Source organism: Shewanella morhuae (genome assembly GCF_003028295.1).
GTDB classification, from domain to species: Bacteria; Pseudomonadota; Gammaproteobacteria; order Enterobacterales; family Shewanellaceae; genus Shewanella; species Shewanella morhuae.
Genome location: NZ_PYSG01000002.1, coordinates 2,349,712 through 2,373,179, shown reverse-complemented (window position 1 = coordinate 2,373,179; position 23,468 = coordinate 2,349,712). Strand labels below are relative to the sequence as shown.

The 23,468-nt window shown below is 45.4% G+C and carries 20 protein-coding genes; 12 read left to right on the top strand and 8 right to left on the bottom strand.

The genetic code is table 11. From position 1 onward, the window contains the following. Together C9I43_RS10935 and C9I43_RS10930 are read right to left on the bottom strand one after the other, a co-directional pair. Positions 1–693 carry a DsbA family protein gene (locus C9I43_RS10935; RefSeq protein ID WP_107883478.1) on the bottom strand — a complete coding sequence of 231 codons (693 nt, stop codon included), beginning with the start codon at positions 691–693 and terminating at the stop codon, positions 1–3. 217 nt (positions 694–910) lie between these two features. Further along, positions 911–1,834 (bottom strand): MBL fold metallo-hydrolase, encoded by a 924-nt coding sequence (locus tag C9I43_RS10930; protein WP_107883477.1) that lies wholly within the window; start codon positions 1,832–1,834, stop codon positions 911–913. A gap of 274 nt (positions 1,835–2,108) precedes the next feature. On the opposite strand from C9I43_RS10930, the gene C9I43_RS10925 reads away from it, so the two are divergent. Then, positions 2,109–3,050 carry a LysR family transcriptional regulator gene (locus C9I43_RS10925; protein ID WP_107883476.1) on the top strand — a complete coding sequence of 314 codons (942 nt, stop codon included), beginning with the start codon at positions 2,109–2,111 and terminating at the stop codon, positions 3,048–3,050. A gap of 140 nt (positions 3,051–3,190) precedes the next feature. Here the strand turns inward: C9I43_RS10925 and ettA are convergent, their stop codons facing one another. Next, the gene (gene ettA / locus C9I43_RS10920; protein ID WP_107883475.1) at positions 3,191–4,858 is read right to left on the bottom strand and encodes an energy-dependent translational throttle protein EttA; all 1,668 of its coding nucleotides are present in this window, start codon (positions 4,856–4,858) and stop codon (positions 3,191–3,193) included. A gap of 189 nt (positions 4,859–5,047) precedes the next feature. Here ettA and glyA point away from each other — a divergent pair, with 189 nt between their 5' ends. The 9 genes from glyA to C9I43_RS10875 all read left to right on the top strand — a co-directional run bounded on the left by glyA (position 5,048) and on the right by C9I43_RS10875 (position 12,716). Beyond that, positions 5,048–6,301 (top strand): serine hydroxymethyltransferase, encoded by a 1,254-nt coding sequence (gene glyA, locus C9I43_RS10915; protein ID WP_107883474.1) that lies wholly within the window; start codon positions 5,048–5,050, stop codon positions 6,299–6,301. A gap of 269 nt (positions 6,302–6,570) precedes the next feature. Further along, the gene (gene nrdR / locus C9I43_RS10910) at positions 6,571–7,020 is read left to right on the top strand and encodes a transcriptional regulator NrdR (protein WP_076496475.1); all 450 of its coding nucleotides are present in this window, start codon (positions 6,571–6,573) and stop codon (positions 7,018–7,020) included. Positions 7,021–7,152: 132 nt separating this feature from the next. Further along, on the top strand, positions 7,153–8,307 hold the full coding sequence (ribD, locus tag C9I43_RS10905; RefSeq protein ID WP_181317875.1) for a bifunctional diaminohydroxyphosphoribosylaminopyrimidine deaminase/5-amino-6-(5-phosphoribosylamino)uracil reductase RibD: 1,155 nt from the start codon (positions 7,153–7,155) through the stop codon (positions 8,305–8,307). 11 nt (positions 8,308–8,318) lie between these two features. After that, a complete protein-coding gene (locus C9I43_RS10900; protein WP_107883473.1) occupies positions 8,319–8,975 on the top strand; it encodes a riboflavin synthase in 657 nt (218 codons plus the stop codon). Positions 8,976–9,041: 66 nt separating this feature from the next. Then, positions 9,042–10,145, top strand: coding sequence for a bifunctional 3,4-dihydroxy-2-butanone-4-phosphate synthase/GTP cyclohydrolase II (gene ribBA, locus C9I43_RS10895; protein WP_076496478.1), 1,104 nt, complete (start codon positions 9,042–9,044; stop codon positions 10,143–10,145). 130 nt (positions 10,146–10,275) lie between these two features. Continuing rightward, complete coding sequence (ribH, locus tag C9I43_RS10890; RefSeq protein ID WP_076496479.1) at positions 10,276–10,755, top strand: 6,7-dimethyl-8-ribityllumazine synthase; 480 nt, start codon at positions 10,276–10,278, stop codon at positions 10,753–10,755. A gap of 11 nt (positions 10,756–10,766) precedes the next feature. Next, entirely contained in the window at positions 10,767–11,171 is a 405-nt protein-coding gene (nusB, locus tag C9I43_RS10885) for a transcription antitermination factor NusB (RefSeq protein ID WP_076496480.1), read from the top strand. A gap of 78 nt (positions 11,172–11,249) precedes the next feature. After that, complete coding sequence (gene thiL, locus C9I43_RS10880) at positions 11,250–12,206, top strand: thiamine-phosphate kinase (protein ID WP_076496481.1); 957 nt, start codon at positions 11,250–11,252, stop codon at positions 12,204–12,206. Between the two features lie 15 nt (positions 12,207–12,221). Next, a complete protein-coding gene (locus C9I43_RS10875; protein WP_107883472.1) occupies positions 12,222–12,716 on the top strand; it encodes a phosphatidylglycerophosphatase A family protein in 495 nt (164 codons plus the stop codon). A gap of 80 nt (positions 12,717–12,796) precedes the next feature. Here C9I43_RS10875 and recN read toward each other — a convergent pair whose 3' ends face one another. From recN to barA, 5 genes are all read right to left on the bottom strand, one after another. After that, positions 12,797–14,455: a DNA repair protein RecN gene (gene recN, locus C9I43_RS10870; protein WP_107883471.1), complete on the bottom strand. Its 1,659-nt coding sequence runs from the start codon at positions 14,453–14,455 to the stop codon at positions 12,797–12,799. A 127-nt stretch (positions 14,456–14,582) separates the two neighbouring features. Continuing rightward, on the bottom strand, positions 14,583–15,545 hold the full coding sequence (locus C9I43_RS10865) for an AEC family transporter (RefSeq protein WP_107883470.1): 963 nt from the start codon (positions 15,543–15,545) through the stop codon (positions 14,583–14,585). Between the two features lie 163 nt (positions 15,546–15,708). Continuing rightward, complete coding sequence (locus tag C9I43_RS10860) at positions 15,709–15,942, bottom strand: DUF3319 domain-containing protein (RefSeq protein WP_107883469.1); 234 nt, start codon at positions 15,940–15,942, stop codon at positions 15,709–15,711. A 147-nt stretch (positions 15,943–16,089) separates the two neighbouring features. Then, positions 16,090–16,689, bottom strand: a complete 600-nt coding sequence (locus C9I43_RS10855; RefSeq protein ID WP_107883468.1) for a YjaG family protein — start codon at positions 16,687–16,689, stop codon at positions 16,090–16,092. Continuing rightward, positions 16,664–19,468: a two-component sensor histidine kinase BarA gene (gene barA / locus C9I43_RS10850; protein ID WP_107883467.1), complete on the bottom strand. Its 2,805-nt coding sequence runs from the start codon at positions 19,466–19,468 to the stop codon at positions 16,664–16,666. The genes C9I43_RS10855 and barA overlap by 26 nt, the downstream gene beginning before the upstream one ends. A 100-nt stretch (positions 19,469–19,568) precedes the next feature. Here barA and rlmD point away from each other — a divergent pair, with 100 nt between their 5' ends. Together rlmD and relA are read left to right on the top strand one after the other, a co-directional pair. Then, the gene (gene rlmD / locus C9I43_RS10845) at positions 19,569–20,921 is read left to right on the top strand and encodes a 23S rRNA (uracil(1939)-C(5))-methyltransferase RlmD (RefSeq protein WP_107883466.1); all 1,353 of its coding nucleotides are present in this window, start codon (positions 19,569–19,571) and stop codon (positions 20,919–20,921) included. Between the two features lie 149 nt (positions 20,922–21,070). Beyond that, positions 21,071–23,284 (top strand): GTP diphosphokinase, encoded by a 2,214-nt coding sequence (relA, locus tag C9I43_RS10840; RefSeq protein WP_107883465.1) that lies wholly within the window; start codon positions 21,071–21,073, stop codon positions 23,282–23,284. Positions 23,285–23,468 lie beyond the last annotated feature (184 nt).

Sequence of the window (23,468 nt, the reverse complement as noted above, 5' to 3'; positions counted from 1 at the left end):
TTATGACTCAAATTGCGCTTCAAGATGGCTTAACCACTGGGCGGGTTGGCCGTAGAAGCGATTGATATTAATGGCAGTGATATTGCCGTCATCATCCTCTATAGCCATCGAAGGGAAACCTTGGGTACCTATCAGATTCAACAATGCTCTGGACTCAACGATATGCTCATACAGCTTGTCTTCATCTTGGGCATAATGCTTTGCAAAACTTATAGAGTCGAGCCCAAGTTCAGCGGCTAACCTTGCGAGATTACCTTCATCACTGGCGCAGTGACCATCGCGGTAATGGGCCAGTTGTACTGAGTGTAGATAAGCCAAACTATCGCCGCCCATCGCATCGACTGCGAGCATGGCTTTAATGGGGGGCGCCGAGTCGAGTACGACTGTGGTATTGCGCAGCAGACCATCGAAATAGTTCTCACCAAAAGGCTGTCCGGTTAGCTCGGCAATGCGCAGATCATGTGGCATAACATAGTCGCACCAGTTGGCATCGATTTGTTTGCGTCTTGGGCCTGTGAGCATACCGCCGCCGTGGAGCTTAATGGTAAAGCCAGCTTTGGCTGCAGCATCGAGCAGTGGCGCTGCGGCATAACACCAACCACATAAAGGGTCGATAATCGCGTGCAGAGTACGCACTTTGGCCGTTGGTGTGCTGTTGGCTATGCTAGCAGAATGAGTTGTTGGGTGAGTCATAGTATTAAACCTTTTGGCTTAAGTTCGTCGCGACATTAGCGACTTAAGTCCTTTGAGATCATTGATTAAAATAGTTAGGTTGGTACGGTTATTGGGGGACAGTTATTTAGGTAAAGACAGGCATACAATCGCTTATGTGCTTGTCTTTAATTGTTTGCACTTAAATGCCTATATTTCATCGCCAGTATATTAAGTGTCGAGATAGGTATAGCAGGGCTTACATAGGCCAGATTATTTCGCCCATGTAAACTTTGGCGCTGATCTCAAGTCCTGCATCGACTGGCATTTGTGGATATAGCGCCCGCATCTTTTGGATTAATTCGGCTGAATTTTTCGAAGCTTTTGCCGCGACGTCAAAGGCTTTTACATAGTCACGGGTAAAATTGATAGCGCGGATATCAAATCGCGCTTTGCCTAAGTAGTGCCCTGGGATCACTGTGGTCGGCAGCAGTTTTTCCATTGCATCTAAATGAATTAACCATTCTTGACGCTCAGAGGTAGTTTGGGTGTCTGCCATCCAAACATGGGTGTTATCAAATACTTCTACGCCACCTACAATAGTTTTTATCGATGGTACCCACAGGAAAGTGTGTTTAGGGTGTTTATCATTAAAACCTTCGATAATCACTTGCTCACCGTCGATAGTAAACGTATCACTATGAACCGCTTTGGGTAGCACTAATTCGCTTGGCGCATTGTCTTTTAAAATCGGACCCCAGTAGGCGAGCTTGCCTTCCATTGAGGCTTTAATGGCATCGACAGTGGTTTGAGTGGCGACGATTTGTGCATCGGGGAAATTCTTTTTAATCACGGCTAAGCCGAAATAAAAGTCAGGATCGCTATGGCTGATATACACCTGAGTCAGTTTTTTACCGCTGGCCTTGATGGTATCGACCAAGGTTTGGGCATCGTTATTTTGAAATTGTGCATCGACTAACATCATCTCATGTTCGCCGCTGATAAAACTCGATGACACGGCAAAGATACTGTTTTCGCCCGGATTAAAATGGCTCACTTGTAATGGCGCTGCATTGACCGTGCCGAGTCCCGCTAGCAGTAAGGTAGCGGCTAAGCTGATTTTAGATGAGGCTTTGAATGTGGCGTTAACTATGTTGCGTATTGCATAGGTCGATGTGTTCATTTTGGGCTCACTTATAGTCACAGGATGAAAGAGTAAAAGCTTCGTTTAGCATTTGTTTATTTGCAGCTGCTGCAAAAGTGAGCTCAGTATAGGTTGCATAAATTAATAGATAAATGCCATTATCTGCCCATGATTGTTGCATCAATCGGACTAATGACTGGGTGTAATCTTGCTCTCTTAGTCATGTTAGGACGCAAATCTGTAAGCGAGCCGTTGGTTGAAAGTGATCATTGATTGAAAGTGATTATTGGTTGAACGTGAGTGGAGATAAGTAATGGATAGACTCGAAGCGGCTAAAGTGTTTGTGACTATTGTCGAGCGCGGCAGCATGATTAGCGCCGCCAATGCCTTAGATATGTCGCGGTCTATGGTGACCCGTTACTTGAGCGAAATGGAGGAATGGTCCGGTGCTAGGTTACTACATCGTTCGACACGTAGCCTGAGCTTAACGCCAGCGGGTGAGCAAGTGCTGGATTATTGTCATCGCTTACTTGAACTGGCGAACGAAGTGCCAGCGGTTAATCATGCTGCTGTGGCGATTCCGCGCGGATTGTTGCGTATTAGCTGCTCCCAGTTTTTAGCGCATCAGATTTTAATGCCCGTGGTGCGCCAATACTTAGCCAGTTATCCGCAGGCGAGTGTGAACCTTCACGTGAGTAGCCAAACCGTCGATCTGGTCGCTGAGCGGATTGATCTGGCGATTCGCATCACCAATGAACTCGACCCCAATCTTATCGCAAGGCGCTTGGGGGAATGTGAATCTGTGGTGTGCGCCGCACCGAGTTATCTTGCCGCGCGCGCCGCCGTGCTGCATCCCGAAGATTTGACTCAACATAACTGCTTAACCTATTCCTACTTTGGCGATGTGATGTGGCGCTTTTATCAAACTGCTGTGGCTGTAAAACAGCATCAGGCGCTGAAATCCGATCCTAAGTTAAACCAAGGTCAGGCGTTTAACGTGCCTGTGAATGGGAATTTTAGCGCCAATGATTCTATGGTGGTGCTCAATGCTACGCTGGCAGGTGAGGGGATTGCTATGCAACCGCTGTGGGCAGCGAAACCCTATTTAGATTCGGGTCAGTTAGTGCCTTTATTAACGAAGTTTACGCCGCAATCCCTTGGTGTGTATGGTGTGTATCAATCCCGCAAACACATGCAGCCTGCACTCAGGGTGATGATGGACATGCTGGTGGCCTATTTTGCCAGTTTGAAATAGCATTAAGTCTTTTGAGTAATCAATGCCGTTAGACTTGAAACATAAAAGCCATGGCCAATGTGTATAGAGTAAAGTACGCGAATAAAAAAGGCTCAGTTCTATTGAACGGAGCCCTTTTTTCACGCATTTTGAGATAAAACCTATTTAACCATGCGCTTGTATTTTAAGCGGTGCGGCTCAACGACATCGGCGCCATAGGTATTTTTCAACCATGCCGAGTATTCGGTGTAGTTACCTTCATAGAAGTTCACTTGGCCTTCATCGCGGTAATCTAAAATGTGGGTCGCAATACGATCTAAGAACCAACGGTCATGCGAAATCACCATAGCGCAACCTGGGAATTCTAGAATTGCTTCTTCCAATGCGCGCAGAGTTTCAATGTCTAAGTCGTTGGTCGGTTCATCGAGCAGCAATACGTTACCACCGGCTTGCAGCAGTTTAGCTAAATGTACGCGGTTACGTTCACCACCAGACAGCGTGCCGATAATTTTTTGCTGATCGCCACCACGGAAGTTAAAACGGCCAACATAGGCACGGCTTGGGATTTCCATGTTATTGATGCGCATGATGTCTTGACCACCGGAGATCTCTTCCCAAATGGTGTTCTTATCATTCATCGAATCGCGGAACTGCTCAACGGATGCCAGTTGCACGGTTTCGCCCAGTTCAATGCTGCCGCTATCTGGCGTTTCTGCGCCGGATAACATGCGGAATAGGGTCGATTTACCTGCGCCGTTAGCACCGATAATGCCGACGATAGCGCCTTTAGGTACTGAGAATGACAGGTTGTCAATCAATATACGGTCACCGTAAGACTTAGTCAGGTTATTCACTTCAATAACCTTGTCGCCTAAACGTGGTCCGGGTGGAATAAACAGCTCGTTGGTTTCGTTACGCTTTTGGTAATCGTTAGTGTTCAGCTCTTCAAAGCGCGCCATACGGGCTTTGCCTTTTGACTGACGGCCTTTGGCACCTTGACGCACCCATTCTAATTCTTTGGCAATGGTTTTTTGACGGGCGCTTTCGGTAGCAGATTCTTGCTTTAAACGGGCATCTTTCTGCTCAAGCCATGAAGAATAGTTACCTTCCCACGGAATACCTTCACCGCGGTCGAGCTCTAAAATCCAGCCAGCGGCATTGTCGAGGAAGTAACGGTCGTGGGTAATCGCCACCACAGTACCGGCGTATTCCTGCAAGAAATGCTCAAGCCAAGCTACAGATTCGGCATCCAAATGGTTGGTCGGTTCGTCCAGTAATAGCATTTCTGGCTTTTCAAGTAGCAAACGACAAATCGCCACACGGCGACGCTCACCACCCGATAACACTGCAATTTTTTCATCCCAATCTGGCAGACGCAGGGCGTTAGCGGCGCGCTCAAGGATATGCTCTAAGTTATGCGCATCTTGGGCTTGGATAATCGCTTCAAGCTCGCCTTGCTCTTTTGCTAAGGCGTCGAAATCCGCATCTGGCTCAGCATAGGCGGCATAAACAGCATCAAGGCGAGTCAGGGCATTTTTTGCCTCCGATACGGCTTCTTCAATCGCTTCACGCACGGTCTGAGTCGGATCGAGTTTAGGTTCCTGCGGTAGATAACCTATTTTCAATCCCGGCATTGGGCGCGCTTCGCCTTCAATCTCGGTATCGATACCCGCCATAATGCGCAGTAGCGTCGATTTACCTGAACCGTTAAGGCCTAATACACCAATTTTGGCACCGGGGAAAAAGCTTAAAGAAATGTCTTTAAGGATCTGCTTCTTAGGCGGAACAATCTTACCCACCCGTAGCATGCTATAAACAAACTGAGCCATTTTTCTCTATCTTAAGTGACTAATGATGCGGCTGATTCTACTTGATTGTGCGCCGAACTCAACTCGACAATGAGCTAAGTTCAAGCTAAAACGCTAGGAATTTCATGTTTCAAATACTGGGATTGTGGCCGTGTTCCGAGTAGAATACCGCGCAACCCTACCTATAAGAATGAGCCGTTGGAGTAAGCAATGCTGAAAAAAGATATGAATATCGCAGATTATGATCCAGAACTGTTTAAGGCAATTCAGAACGAAACCCTGCGCCAAGAAGAGCATATTGAACTAATTGCTTCTGAAAACTACACCAGCCCACGCGTGATGGAAGCGCAAGGTTCACAACTCACCAACAAGTACGCTGAAGGCTATCCAGGCAAGCGTTACTACGGTGGTTGTGAGTATGTGGACGTGGTTGAAACCTTAGCGATTGAACGTGCAAAAGAGCTTTTTGGCGCAACTTACGCTAACGTACAACCTCATTCAGGTTCTCAGGCAAACAGCGCTGTTTACATGGCATTGTTAAAACCTGGCGATACCGTACTGGGCATGAACTTAGCCCATGGTGGTCACTTGACCCACGGTTCACCAGTTAACTTTTCTGGCAAACTGTACAATATTATTCCTTACGGTATCGATGAGTCGGGTCAAATTGACTATGACGAAATGGAACGTATTGCGATTGAACATAAGCCTAAAATGATGATCGGCGGTTTCTCTGCTTATTCTGGTATCGTTGATTGGGCAAGAATGCGTGAAATCGCCGACAAAATCGGTGCTTATTTATTTGTGGATATGGCACACGTTGCAGGCCTTATTGCTGCGGGTGTTTATCCAAACCCAGTACCGCACGCACACGTAGTGACCTCAACGACCCACAAAACCTTAGCCGGTCCCCGTGGTGGCGTGATTTTGTCAGCAGCTGATGATGAAGACTTATACAAGAAGTTGAACTCTGCAGTATTCCCTGGTGGTCAAGGTGGCCCATTAATGCACGTTATCGCTGGTAAAGCGGTAGCGTTCAAAGAAGCGCTAGAGCCAGAATTTAAAGTTTACCAGCAGCAAGTGGTTAATAACGCTAAAGCGATGGTTGAAGTGTTCCTTGAGCGCGGTTACAAAATCGTCTCTGGCGGAACTGAAAATCACCTAATGCTAGTTGACCTGATTGGTCGCGACTTAACCGGCAAAGAAGCTGATGCCGCTTTAGGTAGTGCTAACATTACGGTGAACAAAAACTCAGTGCCAAACGATCCACGTTCACCTTTTGTTACATCAGGTGTGCGTATCGGTACGCCAGCGATTACACGTCGCGGCTTTAAAGAAGCGGAATCAAAAGAACTGACGGGCTGGATTTGTGACATCCTCGATGATGCCCATAATCCTGCTGTGATTGAGCGTGTGAAAGGCCAAGTGTTGGCACTGTGCGCACGTTTCCCTGTTTACGGCTAATTTGCTTGTCATCTACGCTTAATTAGATGACAGGCTGAGATCGACTACTGAGACTTATATTTAGCATCAGGTACTTAACATTAGGTACTTAGCGCTAGGTACTTACATCAGGTAGTTAACCTCAGCCCATAAATAGGATAAAATCCCATGGCCGCATCTAGCGGCCATTTTTATTGGTAAAATCTTAGGCCTAAATCAATTGAGTTTGGCAGAGACTTAGCAAACAAGGCTATTTACGGCTTTATCTTTATCTACAGGCAGGAGGTTCAATGTATTGTCCATTTTGCAGCGCGACAGATACTAAAGTTATCGATTCCCGTTTAGTGGCAGAAGGCCATCAAGTGCGCCGTCGCCGAGAATGCACCGAATGCCATGAGAGATTTACCACTTTTGAAGGCGCTGAGTTAGTGATGCCGCGGGTGATTAAGCGCGATGGTTCACGCCAACCCTTCGATGAAGAAAAACTCCAAGGTGGCATGCTGCGCGCCGTTGAAAAACGCCCCGTGTCTATGGATGAAATTGAACAAGCGCTCAGTAAAATCAAATCGACCCTGCGCGCGACAGGTGAGCGAGAAGTGCCGTCAGAAATGGTTGGTAACTTGATGATGGAGCAATTAATGACGCTCGATAAAGTAGCATATATACGCTTTGCTTCTGTGTATCGCGCCTTTGAAGATGTATCCGAATTTGGCGAAGCGATAGCCAAACTGCAAAAGTAGTTATTCAGCTTTGCAGCCTTTAGGTTAGGCGTTTGGTCACATAGATTTGAAAGATGGCTTTTATTAAATAGCTTTAACAGACTGATTTTATTAGCAAGGTGAAAGACGAAACCTTTAACAATAGGGTTAAACATGAGCTTGAACATAAGTTGGTCGGTGCTGGATATTCAAATGATGAGCCGCGCGATTCAATTGGCGCGTAAAGGCTTTTACACCACAAGGCCTAATCCTAGTGTTGGCTGCGTTATTGTTAAAGATAACCACATTGTCGGCGAAGGTTATCATCAAAAGGCGGGAGAGCCCCACGCTGAAGTCCATGCGCTGCGTATGGCGGGTGAAGAAGCTCGCGGCGCAACGGCTTATGTGACTTTAGAGCCCTGTAGCCATTATGGCCGCACGCCGCCCTGCGCCTTAGCGCTGATCAATATTGGCGTTAAGCGTGTGGTGGTAGCGGTGGAAGATGCTAATCCACAAGTCGGTGGGCGCGGTATTCAAATGCTACGCGACGCTGGCATCGAGGTTGATGTCGGCTTACATCGCCATGAAGCTTATGCCTTAAATGCGGGCTTTATGAAACGTATGGAATTAGGACTGCCAAGAGTTACAGTCAAATTAGCGGCAAGTCTTGATGGTAAAACAGCACTGTCTAACGGTGTATCTAAATGGATCACTGGCCCTGAATCACGCCGCGACGTGCAGCGCTTACGCTTACGTGCTTGCGCACTGGTAACGGGGATTGAAACCATACTGGCGGACGACCCTTCGCTCAATGTGCGTTATCAAGAGCTGGGCAGTTTAAAAGACAGGGTAACTGAGGCGCAATTACTACAGCCATTAAGAGTGATACTCGACAGTCGTGCCCGTTTGCCGTCAACAGCCGCTTTTTTGTCTATCGCATCGCCAATATTGTTGGTGTCGACCGTGGCATATCCCGCAGCGTTTCAAACACAATTGCCCTCCCATGTGAGTTGCCTTGTGTTACCCGCAATGGCAGGTCGCGTGTCATTACCTGATCTATTACGCTATTTAGGCCAAAGTTGTAATCAAGTGCTGGTGGAAGCGGGCGCAACCTTAGCGGGCGCGTTTTTAGCGCAGGGGCTGGTCGATGAGTTAGTGCTATACCAAGCGATGAAAATCCTCGGTGGGCAAGGGTGTAATTTATTACAATTGCCCGATTATCAAACCATGGCGCAAATTCCGGCATTAACCGTGGTCGATGAGCGTAAACTAGGGCCAGATACCCGTTTGACCTTGAGCCTTATGCCAGATCCCTCTTTATCTAACTAAGTGAGTTAACCATGTTTACTGGGATTATTGAAGCCGTGGGCACCCTGCGCAAACTGGAGCGTAAAGGCGATGATATTCGTCTTACCGTGGCGAGCGGCAAATTGGATTTAAACGATGTACGCTTAGGCGACAGTATTGCTACTAATGGCGTGTGCCTAACAGTGGTGCAGCAATTAGCTGACGGTTATGTGGCTGATGTCTCAGCCGAAACTGTAAGCCTAACGGGTTTTGCGAACTATAAAGTAGGCACTAAGGTTAATCTAGAAAAAGCCGTCACCCCAACTACGCGTTTAGGGGGACACATGGTCAGTGGCCATGTGGACGGTATTGCTACGGTTGAGCAGCGTCTTGTTCGTGGTCAAGCCATTGAGTTTTGGTTAGCGGCACCCGCAGAGTTAGGGCGCTATATTGCCCATAAAGGTTCTATCACCATTGATGGCGTAAGCCTAACGGTGAATGAAGTCGACGGCAGTCGTTTTCGCTTAACCATAGTGCCGCATACCGCAGGAGAAACCACCTTAATTAACCTGCAAGCGGGCGATAAGGTGAATATCGAAGTAGATTTAATTGCCCGTTATCTTGAGCGCTTGATGAATTACGATGGTAAAGACAATAAGAGCGGTGGCGTAACTATGGACATGTTAGCCCGTGCCGGCTTTGTGCGTTAGTGCACTGGCAATCGCACTGCTAAGGTGTAAAATTTCATAACAACAGCAAAATCATAAGGTCCTACAATGGCGCTGCACAGTATAGAAGAGATCATCGAAGATATTCGTCAAGGTAAAATGGTTATTTTGATGGATGACGAAGACAGAGAAAACGAAGGTGATTTAATCATGGCGGCCGAATTGGTAACGCCAGAAGCGATTAATTTCATGGCGAAATATGGCCGTGGATTGATTTGCCAGACAATGACCAAAGCACGTTGTCAGCAATTGAATCTGCCTTTAATGGTAACAAATAATAACGCCCAGTTCTCGACTAACTTTACAGTGTCTATTGAAGCAGCGACAGGCGTCACTACTGGTATCTCGGCTCACGATCGTGCCGTTACGGTAAAGGCGGCAGTGGCTAAAGATGCCAAAGCGTCTGATTTAGTGCAACCTGGGCATATCTTCCCGTTAATGGCACAGGATGGCGGCGTGTTAATTCGTGCTGGCCACACAGAAGCGGGTTGTGATTTAGCGCGTTTAGCCGGGCTTGAGCCTTCTGGTGTGATTGTTGAAATTCTAAATGAAGATGGCACCATGGCACGCCGCCCTGATTTAGAGGTTTTCTCAGAATTACATGGTATTAAAATTGGCACTATCGCGGCATTAATTGAATATCGCAATACCCAAGAAACCACGGTTGTGCGTGAGGCTAAGTGTAAGTTACCTACTCGTTTCGGCGAGTTCGATATGGTGACCTTTAGAGACACTATCGACAACCAACTGCATTTCGCTTTAATTAAAGGCGAAGTGAAGAGCGATTGCTTAGTGCGAGTGCATTTACAAAATACCTTCAATGACTTACTGCATTCTGAGCGCGATCAGCAACGTAGCTGGCCACTTGAGAAAGCAATGCAGCGTATTGCAACCGAAGGTGGAGTCCTCGTTTTATTGGGTAGCCAAGAACCCGCCAGCGAAATACTTGCTAGGGTAAAAGCTTTTGAAGCTGAAGATCAAGGTCAAGCGCCTGCTTCTGCCAAATGGCAGGGTACTTCGCGCCGCGTTGGCGTGGGCTCACAAATCTTAGCCAGCCTCGGCGTGACTAAAATGCGCTTACTTAGCTCGCCTAAACGTTACCATTCGCTTTCTGGCTTTGGCCTTGAAGTGACCGAGTATGTCGCTGACTAAAACTCAAAGTTACACTGAAGTAAAATTAACAATTTCTGATAATTTGCATAGGGCTCTGGGCAATGGGCTGTGATATCATGTCGCCACTTTTCGCCCCGAGCTGGGTGCTTTAGCTAAATTAGGTAAGATAATGAACGTAGTTCAAGGTAATATCGAAGCGAAAAATGCCAAAGTTGCGATTGTAATTTCGCGTTTCAACAGCTTTTTAGTTGAGAGCTTGCTTGAAGGTGCACTTGACACGCTGAAGCGTTTTGGCCAAGTCAGCGACGACAATATCACTGTTGTCCGTGTACCAGGTGCTGTTGAGTTGCCGCTAGCTGCGCGTCGCGTAGCTGCCAGTGGTAAATTCGACGGTATTATCGCATTAGGTGCGGTGATCCGTGGTGGTACTCCTCATTTTGATTTTGTTGCAGGCGAATGTAATAAAGGACTAGCTCAAATTGCTTTAGAATTTGATCTACCTGTTGCTTTCGGCGTGTTGACCACAGATACCATAGAACAAGCTATTGAACGTTCAGGTACCAAAGCGGGTAACAAAGGCGGCGAAGCTGCTTTAAGCCTGTTAGAAATGGTCAATGTTCTGCAAGAACTTGAACAACAGTTGTTATAGTAGGAAAAATAATGAAGCCTTCTGAGCGCCGCAAGGCCCGCCGTTTAGCCGTTCAAGCCATCTATTCATGGCAACTAAGCGGGAATAATATTGCCGATGTCGAGCATGAGTTTTTAACTGAACAAAGTCTCGATGGTGTTGATGTAGCTTATTTTCGTGAGCTATTTTCAGGCGTTGCAACGAAGAAAACCCAATTGGATGATTTAATCATCCCGCATCTGGAGCGCCCGATTGATGAAGTGTCTCCAGTTGAGAAAGCCATTGTTCGTTTAGCGACCTATGAGCTGACTTTCCGCAAAGATGTGCCGTATAAGGTCGCGATTAATGAAGCGATCGAATTGGCGAAATCTTTCGGTGCGGACGAGAGTCATAAGTTTGTAAACGGACTGCTCGACAAACTGGTTGCACGTAAGTAACAAAGACAAACGGTATCTTAGGATACCGTTTTTCATTGCTAACAAAGGTGGCCGATGTGAGTCGTGCCAAACTGTACAGTGAAAGAATTCCAATTAATTGAATGTTATTTTAGCAATCGCGGCCCCACTCGCCGTGATGTCAAGCTAGGCATCGGCGACGATTGCGCTTTAGTGCAACCGGCAGAAAATAAGTCGATTGCTATCTCCTGTGACACCTTAGTCGAAAATGTTCACTTCTTCCCCGATATGCCTCCAGCTGCTTTAGGCTACAAAGCCTTAGCGGTAAATTTATCTGATTTGGCTGCCATGGGCGCAGAACCTGCGTGGATGACGCTTGCTTTAACCCTGCCTGACGTCGATGAAACTTGGCTCAGTGGTTTTAGCGAGGGGTTGTTTGAAGCCGCCAATTACTATGGTATAGCTTTAATTGGTGGTGATACCACTCGCGGTCCGCGGGCGATTAATATTACCGTGCATGGCCAAGTTCCACAGGGTAAAGCCCTCACGCGACACGGTGCTAAAGCGGGTGACTGGATTTATGTTACCGGCACGCTTGGCGATTCCGCCTTAGGTCTGGATATTATCCGCGGTGCTCAGCAAGCCAAAGCCGAAAACAAAGAATTCCTTATCAATCGTCATTATCGTCCAACGCCAAGAGTGTTAGCAGGCCAAGCGCTACGATCATTAGCCTCTAGTGCGATTGATCTTTCTGACGGTTTTATTTCAGATATTAGCCATATTCTTAAAGCTGCAGAGGTGGGGGCAATTGTTGATGTTAATTGCATTCCGTTATCATTGGCGATGAAAGATACTGTGAGTGAGGAGCATGCATTAGGTTATGCACTTACGGGTGGCGAAGATTATGAACTGTTGTTCACGGTTCCAGAGTCCCAAAAAGGTGCCCTTGAAACAACATTGAACCATACGGGGACTAAATTTGTCCGTGTTGGGCAAATTTGTGCTGGCAGCAAACTAAAATTACAACTCAATGGTGAGCCTTTTATTCCACCGTATTACGGTTTTGAGCACTTTTAAGCGAAGAGCGTGTTAATGAAATGGTTGTCAAAGGATAAGGCGTTAACTCGCCTATCATTAAAGAACCCTGTGCATTTTTTAGCACTCGGTTTTGGTAGTGGACTTGCCGCTAAAGCGCCCGGTACTTTCGGTACTTTTGCAGCTATTCCCTTGTATTTGCTTATGGCGCCATTACCGCTGGCTTGGTATCTCGGTTTAACCTTAATCAGTGTTTTGGCGGGTTTTTATATTTGTGGTAAAGCTGCTAATGATATGGGCGTACACGATCACGGCGCTATTGTGTGGGATGAAGTGGCTGGGCTACTAATCACTATGATAGCAGCGCCAGCAGGCTGGGTTTGGCTATTAGTCGGATTTGGTCTATTTCGCTTTTTCGATATCATTAAGCCTTGGCCGATTCGTTGGCTTGACGCCAAAGTTGAAGGCGGTTTTGGCATAATGATCGATGATGTTTTAGCTGGCGTGTTCGCCTTTATTTGTTTACAAGGGCTAGTGTGGTGTTTTAGCTAACAGCTAGCCCTTTGTTTTAACTATGGTTATATATCAATTTGGTTCTCTCATCGTGTTGTCCTTGACTCTCTTTGTTCCTACTATTGCAGCAGTTCTCTAGCGTTTGCTAGCGTATTGCTGGTGATAGTGTCGCCGCCTAATAGTCTGGCGAGTTCTTGTATACGTTGCTCACGATCGAGTGATTTCATAGTTGTTTCAGTGCTGCCCGCTTTATTAAACTTATCGACAAACATATGTTGGTGCCCATTGCCCGCAACTTGGGGTAAGTGAGTTACGCACAATACTTGAGTCGACTCGCCTAAGCTGCGTAACATACGGCCAACCACTGCGGCGGTTGGGCCAGAGATACCCACATCTACCTCATCAAAAATCAACGTTGGTGTGGCGACTTTTTTCGCCGTAATGACTTGAATACCTAAGCCTATTCGTGAAAGTTCACCGCCTGAAGCCACTTTAGAAATGGGTTGTAAAGGCTGGCCTGGGTTAGTGGTCACCATAAATTCAATATTGTCACTGCCATTGATGGACATCTGCTCTGGGTGGAAATTGACTTCGATAGTAAATTTCCCCTTGGGCATATTCAGTTCGTGGATTGACTGAGTAACGAGTTTATCAAGCTCTTTAGCATATCTTGCGCGGCTTTGACTGAGCTTTTGTGCATTGCTAAGATAAGCGCTTCTGCTGGCATCAACTTGTAACTGAATTTCTTCGAGTTTGTTTTCATCGCTGTCTAAGGTGCTCAGTTCAGTCTTTAAGGCTAAGTGATGGTCGGCTAATTTATTCGGGCTAACATGGTGCTTACGCGCCAGTTGCATGGCTTTTGATAGCCGTTCTTCTAAATAGGCAAAATGGGTTGGATCGAGTTCAAGTTTACTTAAATAATGCTGTAATTCACCGGCACTTTCTTGTACTTGGATTAGTGCATCATTCAGCATAGTGCTGATATTACTTAATGCGGGATCGTAGCTTTGCAGATCTTCTGCCAGAGAAACAACTCGATTGAGTAGTGATTCTATATTACTTTCTTCGCCTTCAGTGAGTATGTCTAAGCTTGCCTGACAGGTATCAATGAGCTCAGTGCCGTTAGCCAGTCGTTTGTGCTCTTGTTCAATTTCATCAAATTCATCGACTTTAAGATCAAACTCATCAAGTTCTTCTACTTGATATTGCACTAGTTGTTTACGAGCAATCCGTTCATGCTGAGAGGCTTCTAGCTGTTTTAGATCGGCTTCAATTTGCTTACAACGCTGAAAACTCGCACTTACAGTATCAATCAGTAATCTATGGTTTGCATAGCTGTCGAGCAGGGTGAGTTGATGCTCACTTTTTAACATTGCATGGTGTGCATGTTGGCCGTGAATACCAATGAGTAACTGACCTAGTAATTTGAGTTGTGTCAGTGGTACTGGATTACCGTTGATATAGGCCCGTGAGCGGCCATCACTGCCAATGGTCCGGCGTAGGATACACTCATTGTCGAGCTCAAGATCGTTATCCTCTAACCAACGTTTGGCCAGTGGAATATCATCCAAAGAAAAGCGCGCACTAACCTCTGTTTTACTGGCTCCAGGGCGAATGCTGCTGGCATCGGCTCTATTACCTAGACATAGGCCTAAAGCGTCGATAGCGATCGATTTACCAGCTCCCGTCTCACCTGTAATGCTGGTCATACCGGGACGAAAATCTAATTCTAAAAATCGGACGATAGCAAAGTTATTAATGCTGAGTTGGCAAAGCATAGCGAATCCCTGTCGAAAACACACCAAACCACTGTATTGATAAACAGTATATACTGATTTTATATACAGTAAAGCGGCTTGAGTAAATAATCAACAAAATTGCTAGTTAATATTTTTAATCTATTGATTATGAGTGAGTTCTTACTAGAGATTCTAATATGGGTAAACTGAAAAAAGTCACTATTGTACCGAATAAAATACCCTGAGCACTGCTTGATGCCTGAGTATTGTAGCGCTGAGCGAGTAAGTAGGCGCTAGCCGCAGTAGGCAATGCACTTAAGATCACGCCCATAATTAAATAGTCCCCAGTTACAGCAAAACTTTTAAGCATAAAATAAATAAGCAAAGGTTGAATCACCAGTTTGAACAGGTTGATAAGGCTAAGTTCTATGACGCTTTTAAGGCTAAATACCTTGCTATCTTTTTGATAGCGCATCGCTTTGGCTAGCACCATGCCGATTGCAAATAGTGCGCAAGGGCTTGAGGTATTGCCTATCTGCTGGATCATCAGTGCGAGCCCAGGAGGTAATTTTATCTCCAGTGCCGAAATACCCACACCAATTAAGCTGCCAATAACAATAGGATTTTTGCCTATTGCCATTGTTATTATAACGAAGGCGTGATGTTGTCTTTGTGTATTTATCGCTAGTTCCATTGATACTAAAGCTACAGCAAACATCAGCACTGATAATAAGCTGGCAATCGCTGCTGCAATTAAAGCGCTTTGTTGTTGCGGGAACAGGATGATAAGTAACGGGATACCAATAAAAGCTGTATTGCCGAAGGTGGCATTGAGTGCTCGAATGGCGGCAATGGCATGTTGCTGAGGATCCACCAGCAGTGAAAGCCCAAGACAAATAAGATAAGTGGTGATCATAGCCGTGCTGTAGCCGGCAATAAAACCCCATTGCAAAATCTCATCAATTGGTTGCTGTGCAAGGGCAATAAGCATGATTGCTGGGAAGGCAATATAATAGACATACTGGTTAAGTACTTGATCCGTATCAACGGGTAAGATTTTTAGTTTTTGTACTAGCGTGCCGAGCAACATAATCCCGAATACGGCAAACAGAGGGGTTAAAATAGTCATTCCCTCACTCATCCTTACAATTAAATGGTTATAAACTCACTGCGGTTATTTTTCACTGGCGCATTAACTCTTAATGACCGCGTTGCAGTATTTATTGAGTTTATGTAGTTAAAGGCATCAGAGCTATTTTATATACTTTAAGGGCTGAAGATAGAAAACATTATCAGCGTTTTTTGGCTATAACGGTATTTTTAGGCATCATATTTTGTACTTGTTTCACATCTTGAAGGCTTACACGTGTCTCAGGTAATACGCCTAATTCTAAATAATATGCGACTAAACGGCGTAACTCAAACAATGAACCAATACGATGTTGATCTTTAATTGTGAGTTTCCAACTATCGGTATGGCCTTCGCTATTAGTTAAGATAAATCCTTGATAAATAAGTTTTCTCATAGGGATAACTCCAAATTAACAAAGGATCATAGTTAACGATAGCACTTATTTATTATGGAATTTACCTCACCACAAGATATTTTAGTGAAGAGCATTGGCGATTATTTTTCTTAATGAGTGCTTGAGTTGCCCCAAGCACTTGGCCAATTAAGCTATGCTAATACCGATATTTGATACGCCAGCTTCAATAATATCTTTGCGTAAACCCTTTACCAGTTCTGCAGTAATTTTTGGGTTTTCTTCGATAATTTCGAGTAGCGAATTTTGTAGCTCTTTTTCTTCTTCCATGACTTCATGGGCGAAAACAAAATCATCTAATGCTTCGTCGACTAAATCGACATCGCTGATAGCTTCAATATAGTGAGCAACAGTGCTTGAAGAAAGTTTACTGATATTGATGATATCTTCTTCTATTTTATCTTGGATAGCACTCAATAATGTCGAAATGGCAACTACGGTATCCATAGCAGGATGAGCACCATAGGCTTCAAAATTAGCAGGATCTGGGGTGTTATCCTCTAGGCGTTGCAAATGCACATCAATATTGAATTTAAGCTTAGAGTCGTACTGGGACTGCCACAGTAACTCTAATGCCGTACTTAATACGCTAGGATCACCAAACTCACACACCTCAGAAAATAGCTGATAGTTCGGCAGCATACGTTGGCAAAGTGCAGTAGCAAAGAGTTGTTTTTGTGGCAGTGTTAACGCCTTTAGACGTTTAAAAAAGCCCGTTTTTTTGGTCATCTGTTATTTCCGCTGATAGCTGTGATATCACTTGATTTGCTGCCGATTCTACCTTAGTTAACTCATCAAGTAACTCTAGTATTTCTGGGTCAAGATCTTCAACAGCACTTCCTCGCTTTAGTGCTGATTCAATTTCTTGGCATAATCTTTGTGTGGTAGGCACACCACAGTAGCAGCTCGCACCATGCAACTTATGGATCGTGCTGAGCATAACGGCATGATCGTTTTGATTTAACGCTGTTTGGATTGTCTCCACCGTTTCGGGTAGGGAGTCGAGTAACATTCTTAGCATGTCTAAGGCGAGGCTAGCCTTATGATTAGCTTGGGTTAAGCATAAATCCCAATTCAAAGTATGCAGATCAAAATGGGTAAACTTAGGCCTTGTGATCCAGCGATGAATTACATCTTTAAGCGCCGCTTCATCAATCGGTTTGGGTAAGTATCCATCCATACCACTGCCTAAAATCAACTCGCGTTCTTCAGCTATTGCATGGGCCGTTACCGCAATAATCGGTGTGTTGCGGTTCATTGAGCCTTGGCGAATGAGTTTTGTCGCACTGATACCATCGGTACCCGGCATCTGAATATCCATAAAAATCAGATCGAAAGTACGAGTTTTGGCTTGCTTAACCGCCTCATTACCATTGTTAACGGCAACGACGGTCGTCACCAGTTCGCTCAATAAGGTATCAATCAGTTTTAAATTGGCAAAGTTATCATCCACCGCTAATACGCTTAAGGATTGGCGAGCTGCCAGCGTCGTTATCGTAACGGGAGCGATAATATTGTATTCCATTGGTGGGTAAATTAAGTTGTGGGCGAGTTGGTGTTCACTGATTGGCAGTGATAACACGACATCGGCATTAGGGCGAATAAACTGGGTTAAAATATCTTGTTCTTGGCAATCGAATAACACCACAAGGCAATCTGTTTTGGTTTTTGCAAATATTAATGTGTCCACTAATTGCGCTGAGTTATTAAATCCGTGGCAACTTAGCAGCACATAATCATATTTGCCTTCAACAGTGTTGAGTGTGGCCAGTAGGTTTGGAATATGTTGTTGATGGGTGACACTGGTTCCCCACTGATGGAGTTGGCGACTTAATACCGTATGAGTCAGAACACGGGGTTCGTAAAATAATACCGTTTTATTTTTGAGTTTTTCAAGCGGCAGAGAATCACTCATTTGGAACTGGCCTAAGCCGAGTGGCAAACTAAACCAGAAGTTAGAACCTTTCTCTGGCGATGATGTAAAGCCAATATGGCCACCCATTTGATTAACTAGGCGTTTAGTGATGATAAGGCCAAGCCCTGTACCGCCAAAGCGGCGTGAAATGGAGGAGTCAGCTTGACCAAAGGCTTGAAATAAAAAGTCTTGCTGGCTCTCATCGATACCGATACCCGTGTCTACTACATCACAGCGCAATATCACTTGTTCATCTGACTGGCTTTGCAGCTCAATTTTGACCATTACACTGCCAGAGTCAGTAAATTTAATGGCGTTACCGACTAAGTTATTAATAATTTGGCACACCCGCATGGCGTCGCCATGGACACTATCGGGAACATCGGCTGCAATATCAACGACCAGTTCTAGACCTTTAGCTTGGGCGCTTGTTGAGATCAAGGTTATGGCATCAGCGATGGTTTCTCTAAGGCCGAATGGCATGTTTTCTAACACCATTTTACCGGCTTCTAACTTAGAAAAATCGAGGATATCATTAATGATACCTAAAAGATTAGTGGCGCTGCGTTCAATAGTTTTGATGTAATCGACTTGGCTTGAATGCAGAGGTGTTTTAACTAATTGCCTTGCAAAACCAATAACGCCATTAAGCGGAGTACGTAATTCGTGTGACATATTAGCTAAAAACTCAGATTTAATCCGGCTGCCTTCTAAGGCACGTTTTTTGGCTAAATCCAACTCGACGTTTTGGATTTCAATCTGCTCTAGGGTTTCGCGTAAATCTGAGGTGGCTTGGTCGATGTTTTGCTGCATTTCATCATGGTATTCCGAGAGCGAACCCGCCATGGCATTGATACCACGTTTGAGCAAATCGAGTTCACCAATCAAATTACCGTTTAAGCGCGCATCCAATTTACCCTCACGGATTTTAGCGACAACGCGCACCATTTCAGTTATAGGCCGAGTCACGTTTTTTACGAGACGGAAAGTAAATAACAGGTTTAATTGCACGCCAATTAACACAATAATAAAGGCGGCAACCGCGGCTCTGTGCTGTTCGAGTAAGGCACGTTCTTTATTGATAATAATAGAAATGTAGCCCAATAATGGTCCATTATTGGTCACAACATCAAAACTGGCTGGAGCGATTGTTGACGGCGTAATCGCAAAAATTGGCGTCCGTAAAATAAGGCTGTCGCCTACATGTTCAACCTCAGTTTTACGTAGGGTATTAAGAGCTTCTTTGTAGCGCATGGTTTCAAAATCTTTGTGGTAGTGTGAGGTCACAAAGAGTTGGTTATTGATATCAAAAATGGCGATAGATTTTACTAACGTTGACTTATTGAGTTGCGCCGCAGCGAGTAAGCGCTTGGTTGCTTCGCGATCCTTTGCCGCTAACCCCATTTCACTGACAATTGACAGTGGTTCAATAATATTGCTGCCTTGTTCGACGAGCGTATCTTCGAGCTCATAAAATCGGTTTATGGTAAAGTAGCTTCCTAGAAGGATACCGACCAAGATTGTTGGCGCCAACGCCAGCATAAGAACCCAAGAACGTAGGCTGTATTTGGTCATGTTATTGACAGGCTTCATAGCAGCGGCGGTTTTTCCCGTGACATAGACGAAGATAATTTTATAAGACTGCCAGAAACAGGGCGGTCTTTGCCAGTATTTTATTGATTCAGAGGCCTAAATGGCACAATTTTTTAAAGCAAAACCCAATAGTTCCAAACAGTTGTCAGCCAAGTTGTCGCTGAGCGTGAATCAACTTGAACACCTAGGCGCAGGTATAGCACAACATCAGGGCAAAGTCGTGTTTATCCCCGGCGCGTTGCCTAATGAAGTGGTGACTGTGCAGCTGACGGAGCAAAAGAAAAATTATGCTCGCGCTAAGCTTATCAACATAGATACAGCCAGCGCTGAGCGAGTAACGCCCGAGTGCCCACACTATCACACCTGTGGTGGTTGTGACTTGCAACATATGTCATTAGCGGGTCAGCGTGAGCATAAAGAAGCTGCGCTGCTAGATATTATGGCAAAGTTTGCTGGCGCTGAAGATGGCGCTTTATCGCCGGCATTAACGGGTGAAGGTTGGCATTATCGCCGCCGCGCCCGTCTTGCGACATTATTTGATAAAAATACCAAGCATTTAAGTTTAGGTTTTCGTGCCGCTAGCAGTAGCAATGTAGTGCCTATTAGCCAGTGTCAGGTATTAGCTAAGCCATTATCCGATTTAATAGTGCCGTTTGCTAAGCTGCTGAATCAATTATCAGCTAAAGCGAGTTTAGGCCATCTTGAGCTGATTGCCGCCGATAATGGTCATTTTGCCGTGCTGCGCGTGACTAAGGCTTTAAACGATAAAGATATCGCTAAGTTGTCGGCTTTTGCTGAGTTACATCAAATTTATATTTGTCTGCAGGACAATGAAGGCCAGTTCCAAGCTATTGGCGCTGAGTTAGTGTTACCGGTTTATCAATTGTTAGATGAAAATGCACCGTCCAATGCGGTGAGTTTAAGTTTTACACCCGGTAACTTCGTGCAAGTGAACGGACAAATAAATAAGGCTATGGTCGCTCAGGCGATGGATTGGTTAGCCCCTGCAGCGGATGAGCGCATTCTAGATTTATTTTGCGGTATGGGAAATTTCAGTTTGCCCTTAGCAAAAATGGGCAGCGATGTGATTGGCGTTGAAGGGGTTGCTGAAATGGTAACCCAAGCTCGCGTCAACGCTAAAGCCAATAATTTAGATAACTTAACCTTTTATCATGGTGATTTAAGTGCGGATTTATCCCTTGAACCTTGGATGGGTAAAATCGATAAATTACTGCTCGACCCCGCCCGTGCTGGCGCTTTTGAAAGCTTGCAATGGCTGAAAAAAATGAAGCCGCGCAAAGTGGTATATGTGTCTTGCAATCCAGCCAGTTTGGCCCGCGACAGTGCCGTGTTGTTAGAGCGTGGCTATAAACTACAACAGTTGGGACTTATTGATATGTTCCCACAGACGCATCATATTGAAGCGATGGCATTGTTTGAATTAACCAAGTAAATTGCAGCGTTTGGGTAAATAGAACGTTGAAAAAAATATAAAATGAAGTATTTATCCCCGTTAGGTTTGACAAGTTCACGCTAATGCTGAAGATAGAAGAGCTGAAGTGGTGCCCACTTTCTCTGAGCACAGATAAGGAAATAAAGTAGATGGTCTCTGTTCGCGAAGCGCATTTTAATGATCCTGACTTTCAATTAGAAGATTGGGTGGCTCGCTATGTTGGTCATGCCGATGAAGCACAGATGCTGCTCTCCTTAATTGGACAGATTGATGCCTTGCCCGCTCAAAGCCCTGCTGCGAAGAGAGAACTACTCGAACGTGCCCGCGAGATGGTCGAAATCCTTGCGCCAATGAATATGGATATCGAAACCTTACAGGCAGCGATTCTATTTTTAGTGTTAGATGCAGGCTTATTGACCGAAGAAGCGATTCAAGAGAAATTTGGTGAGCCTCTGGCCCGTCTGGTCGCAAGTGTCGTGACCATGAATGCCATTGGCGCGCTGAAAATTAATCCAAATAGTCGCTCAACCGAACCGCAAATCGACAATATCCGCCGCATGTTACTGGCTATGGTCGAAGATGTGCGCGCTGTGGTGATTAAACTGGCTGAGCGTGTGTGTTTGCTACGCGCAGTAAAAAATGCCGACGAAGAAACAAGGGTGTTACTGGCCCGCGAAATTGCCGATATTTATGCGCCACTGGCCAATCGTTTAGGTATTGGTCAATTAAAGTGGGAGCTAGAAGATATTTCGTTTCGCTATCTGCACCCAGATATTTATAAAGATATTGCCAAGCAGTTAGATGGCAAACGGCTCGATCGCGAAGTCTTTATCGACAAGTTTGTTAGTCAGCTACAACAACGCCTCGATGAAGATCAAATTCGCGCTAAGGTCTATGGTCGGCCAAAACATATCTACAGTATCTGGCGAAAAATGAAGGGCAAGCACCTTAAATTTGACGAGCTGTTTGACGTGCGCGCGGTGCGTATTGTGACTGAACGCCTACAGGATTGTTATGGCGCATTAGGTGTTGTACATACCCTTTGGCATCATATTCCGCGCGAATTTGATGACTATGTGGCTAACCCTAAGCCTAACGGTTACCAATCAATTCACACCGTAGTGGTGGGGCCTGAGGGTAAAACCGTTGAGATTCAAATCCGTACCCAAGACATGCATGAAGATGCAGAGCTCGGCGTTGCGGCGCATTGGAAATATAAAGAAGGCCATCATTCTGGTAAGCAAAGTGGCTATGAAGAGAAAATTAATTGGCTGCGTAAAATTTTGCAATGGCAAGAGGACGTAGTCGAAAGTGGCAACTTGGTTGAAGAGATTCGCAGCCAAGTGTTTGAAGACCGAGTTTATGTGTTCACCCCAAGCGGTGAGGTAGTTGACTTGCCTCTAGGCTCAACCGTACTCGACTTTGCCTATTACATTCACTCCCAAGTAGGGCATAAGTGTATTGGCGCTAAGGTCGATGGCCGTATTGTGCCGTTCACCTATCAGGTTGAAACGGGCGAGCGTATCGAGATCATTACCTCGAAACAGCCTAACCCTAAGCGCGACTGGCTCAACCCCAATTTAGGTTATATCCGTACTTCGCGAGCGCGCTCGAAAATTCAGCATTGGTTTAAGCAGCAAGACAGAGATAAAAATATTATCGCTGGTAAAGAAATGCTGGAAACTGAGTTAGCTCGGGTTTGCCTTAAAATTAAAGACGCCGCCATTGCAGTTGAGCGCTTTAATATGGCGAGTATGGAAGACTTACTGGCGGCCATTGGCGGCGGTGATGTGCGTCTGCATCAAGTGGTTAACCATATTCAAAGCCGATTGCGACTCGATGAAGTATCGGAAGAAGATGCCGTCGAAGAGCTCGTTAAGAAAAGTCAAAATAAACCTATTTCAAACAGCCGCGGTCAAGGCCAAGTTGAGGTCAACGGTGTGGGTAATTTACTTAACCATATCGCCCGTTGTTGTCAGCCCGTTCCCGGTGATGAAATTTTTGGCTTTATCACCAAGGGGCGTGGTATTTCAGTGCATCGTGCTGATTGTGAACAAGTTAAAGAGTTAATGCGAGTTCACCCTGAGCGCGGTGTTGAAGTGGTTTGGGGCGAAAATTACTCTGGTGGCTACCGCATGCGTCTGCGGGTACTCGCCCACGATCGCAGCGGATTATTGCGCGACTTAACCTCAGTGCTAGCTGCTGAGAAATCCAATGTATTGGCTATGAGCTCGTCATCGGACACTAAAAACCAGACAGCAGCGATTGAGTTGGAGCTTGAGCTTTATAATCTGGACGGTTTATCGCGGGTGCTATCGAAACTGACACAAGTCGATAGTGTGATAGAGGCAAGACGGCTTTAAGTATCATTCACTACAGTAAAAAAAGCGGCAGGGCGAATTTCATCTGCCGCTTTTTTATTTTATGGGGAATTGTGCGGCATGGCCGTACGCCATTTCAGCTATTGAGAGCTTAGCTTGTTCTTATACCATGGATACAGGGGCGCCATGGCATCCACTCACCGACACGGTGAATAGAAACCTAGGG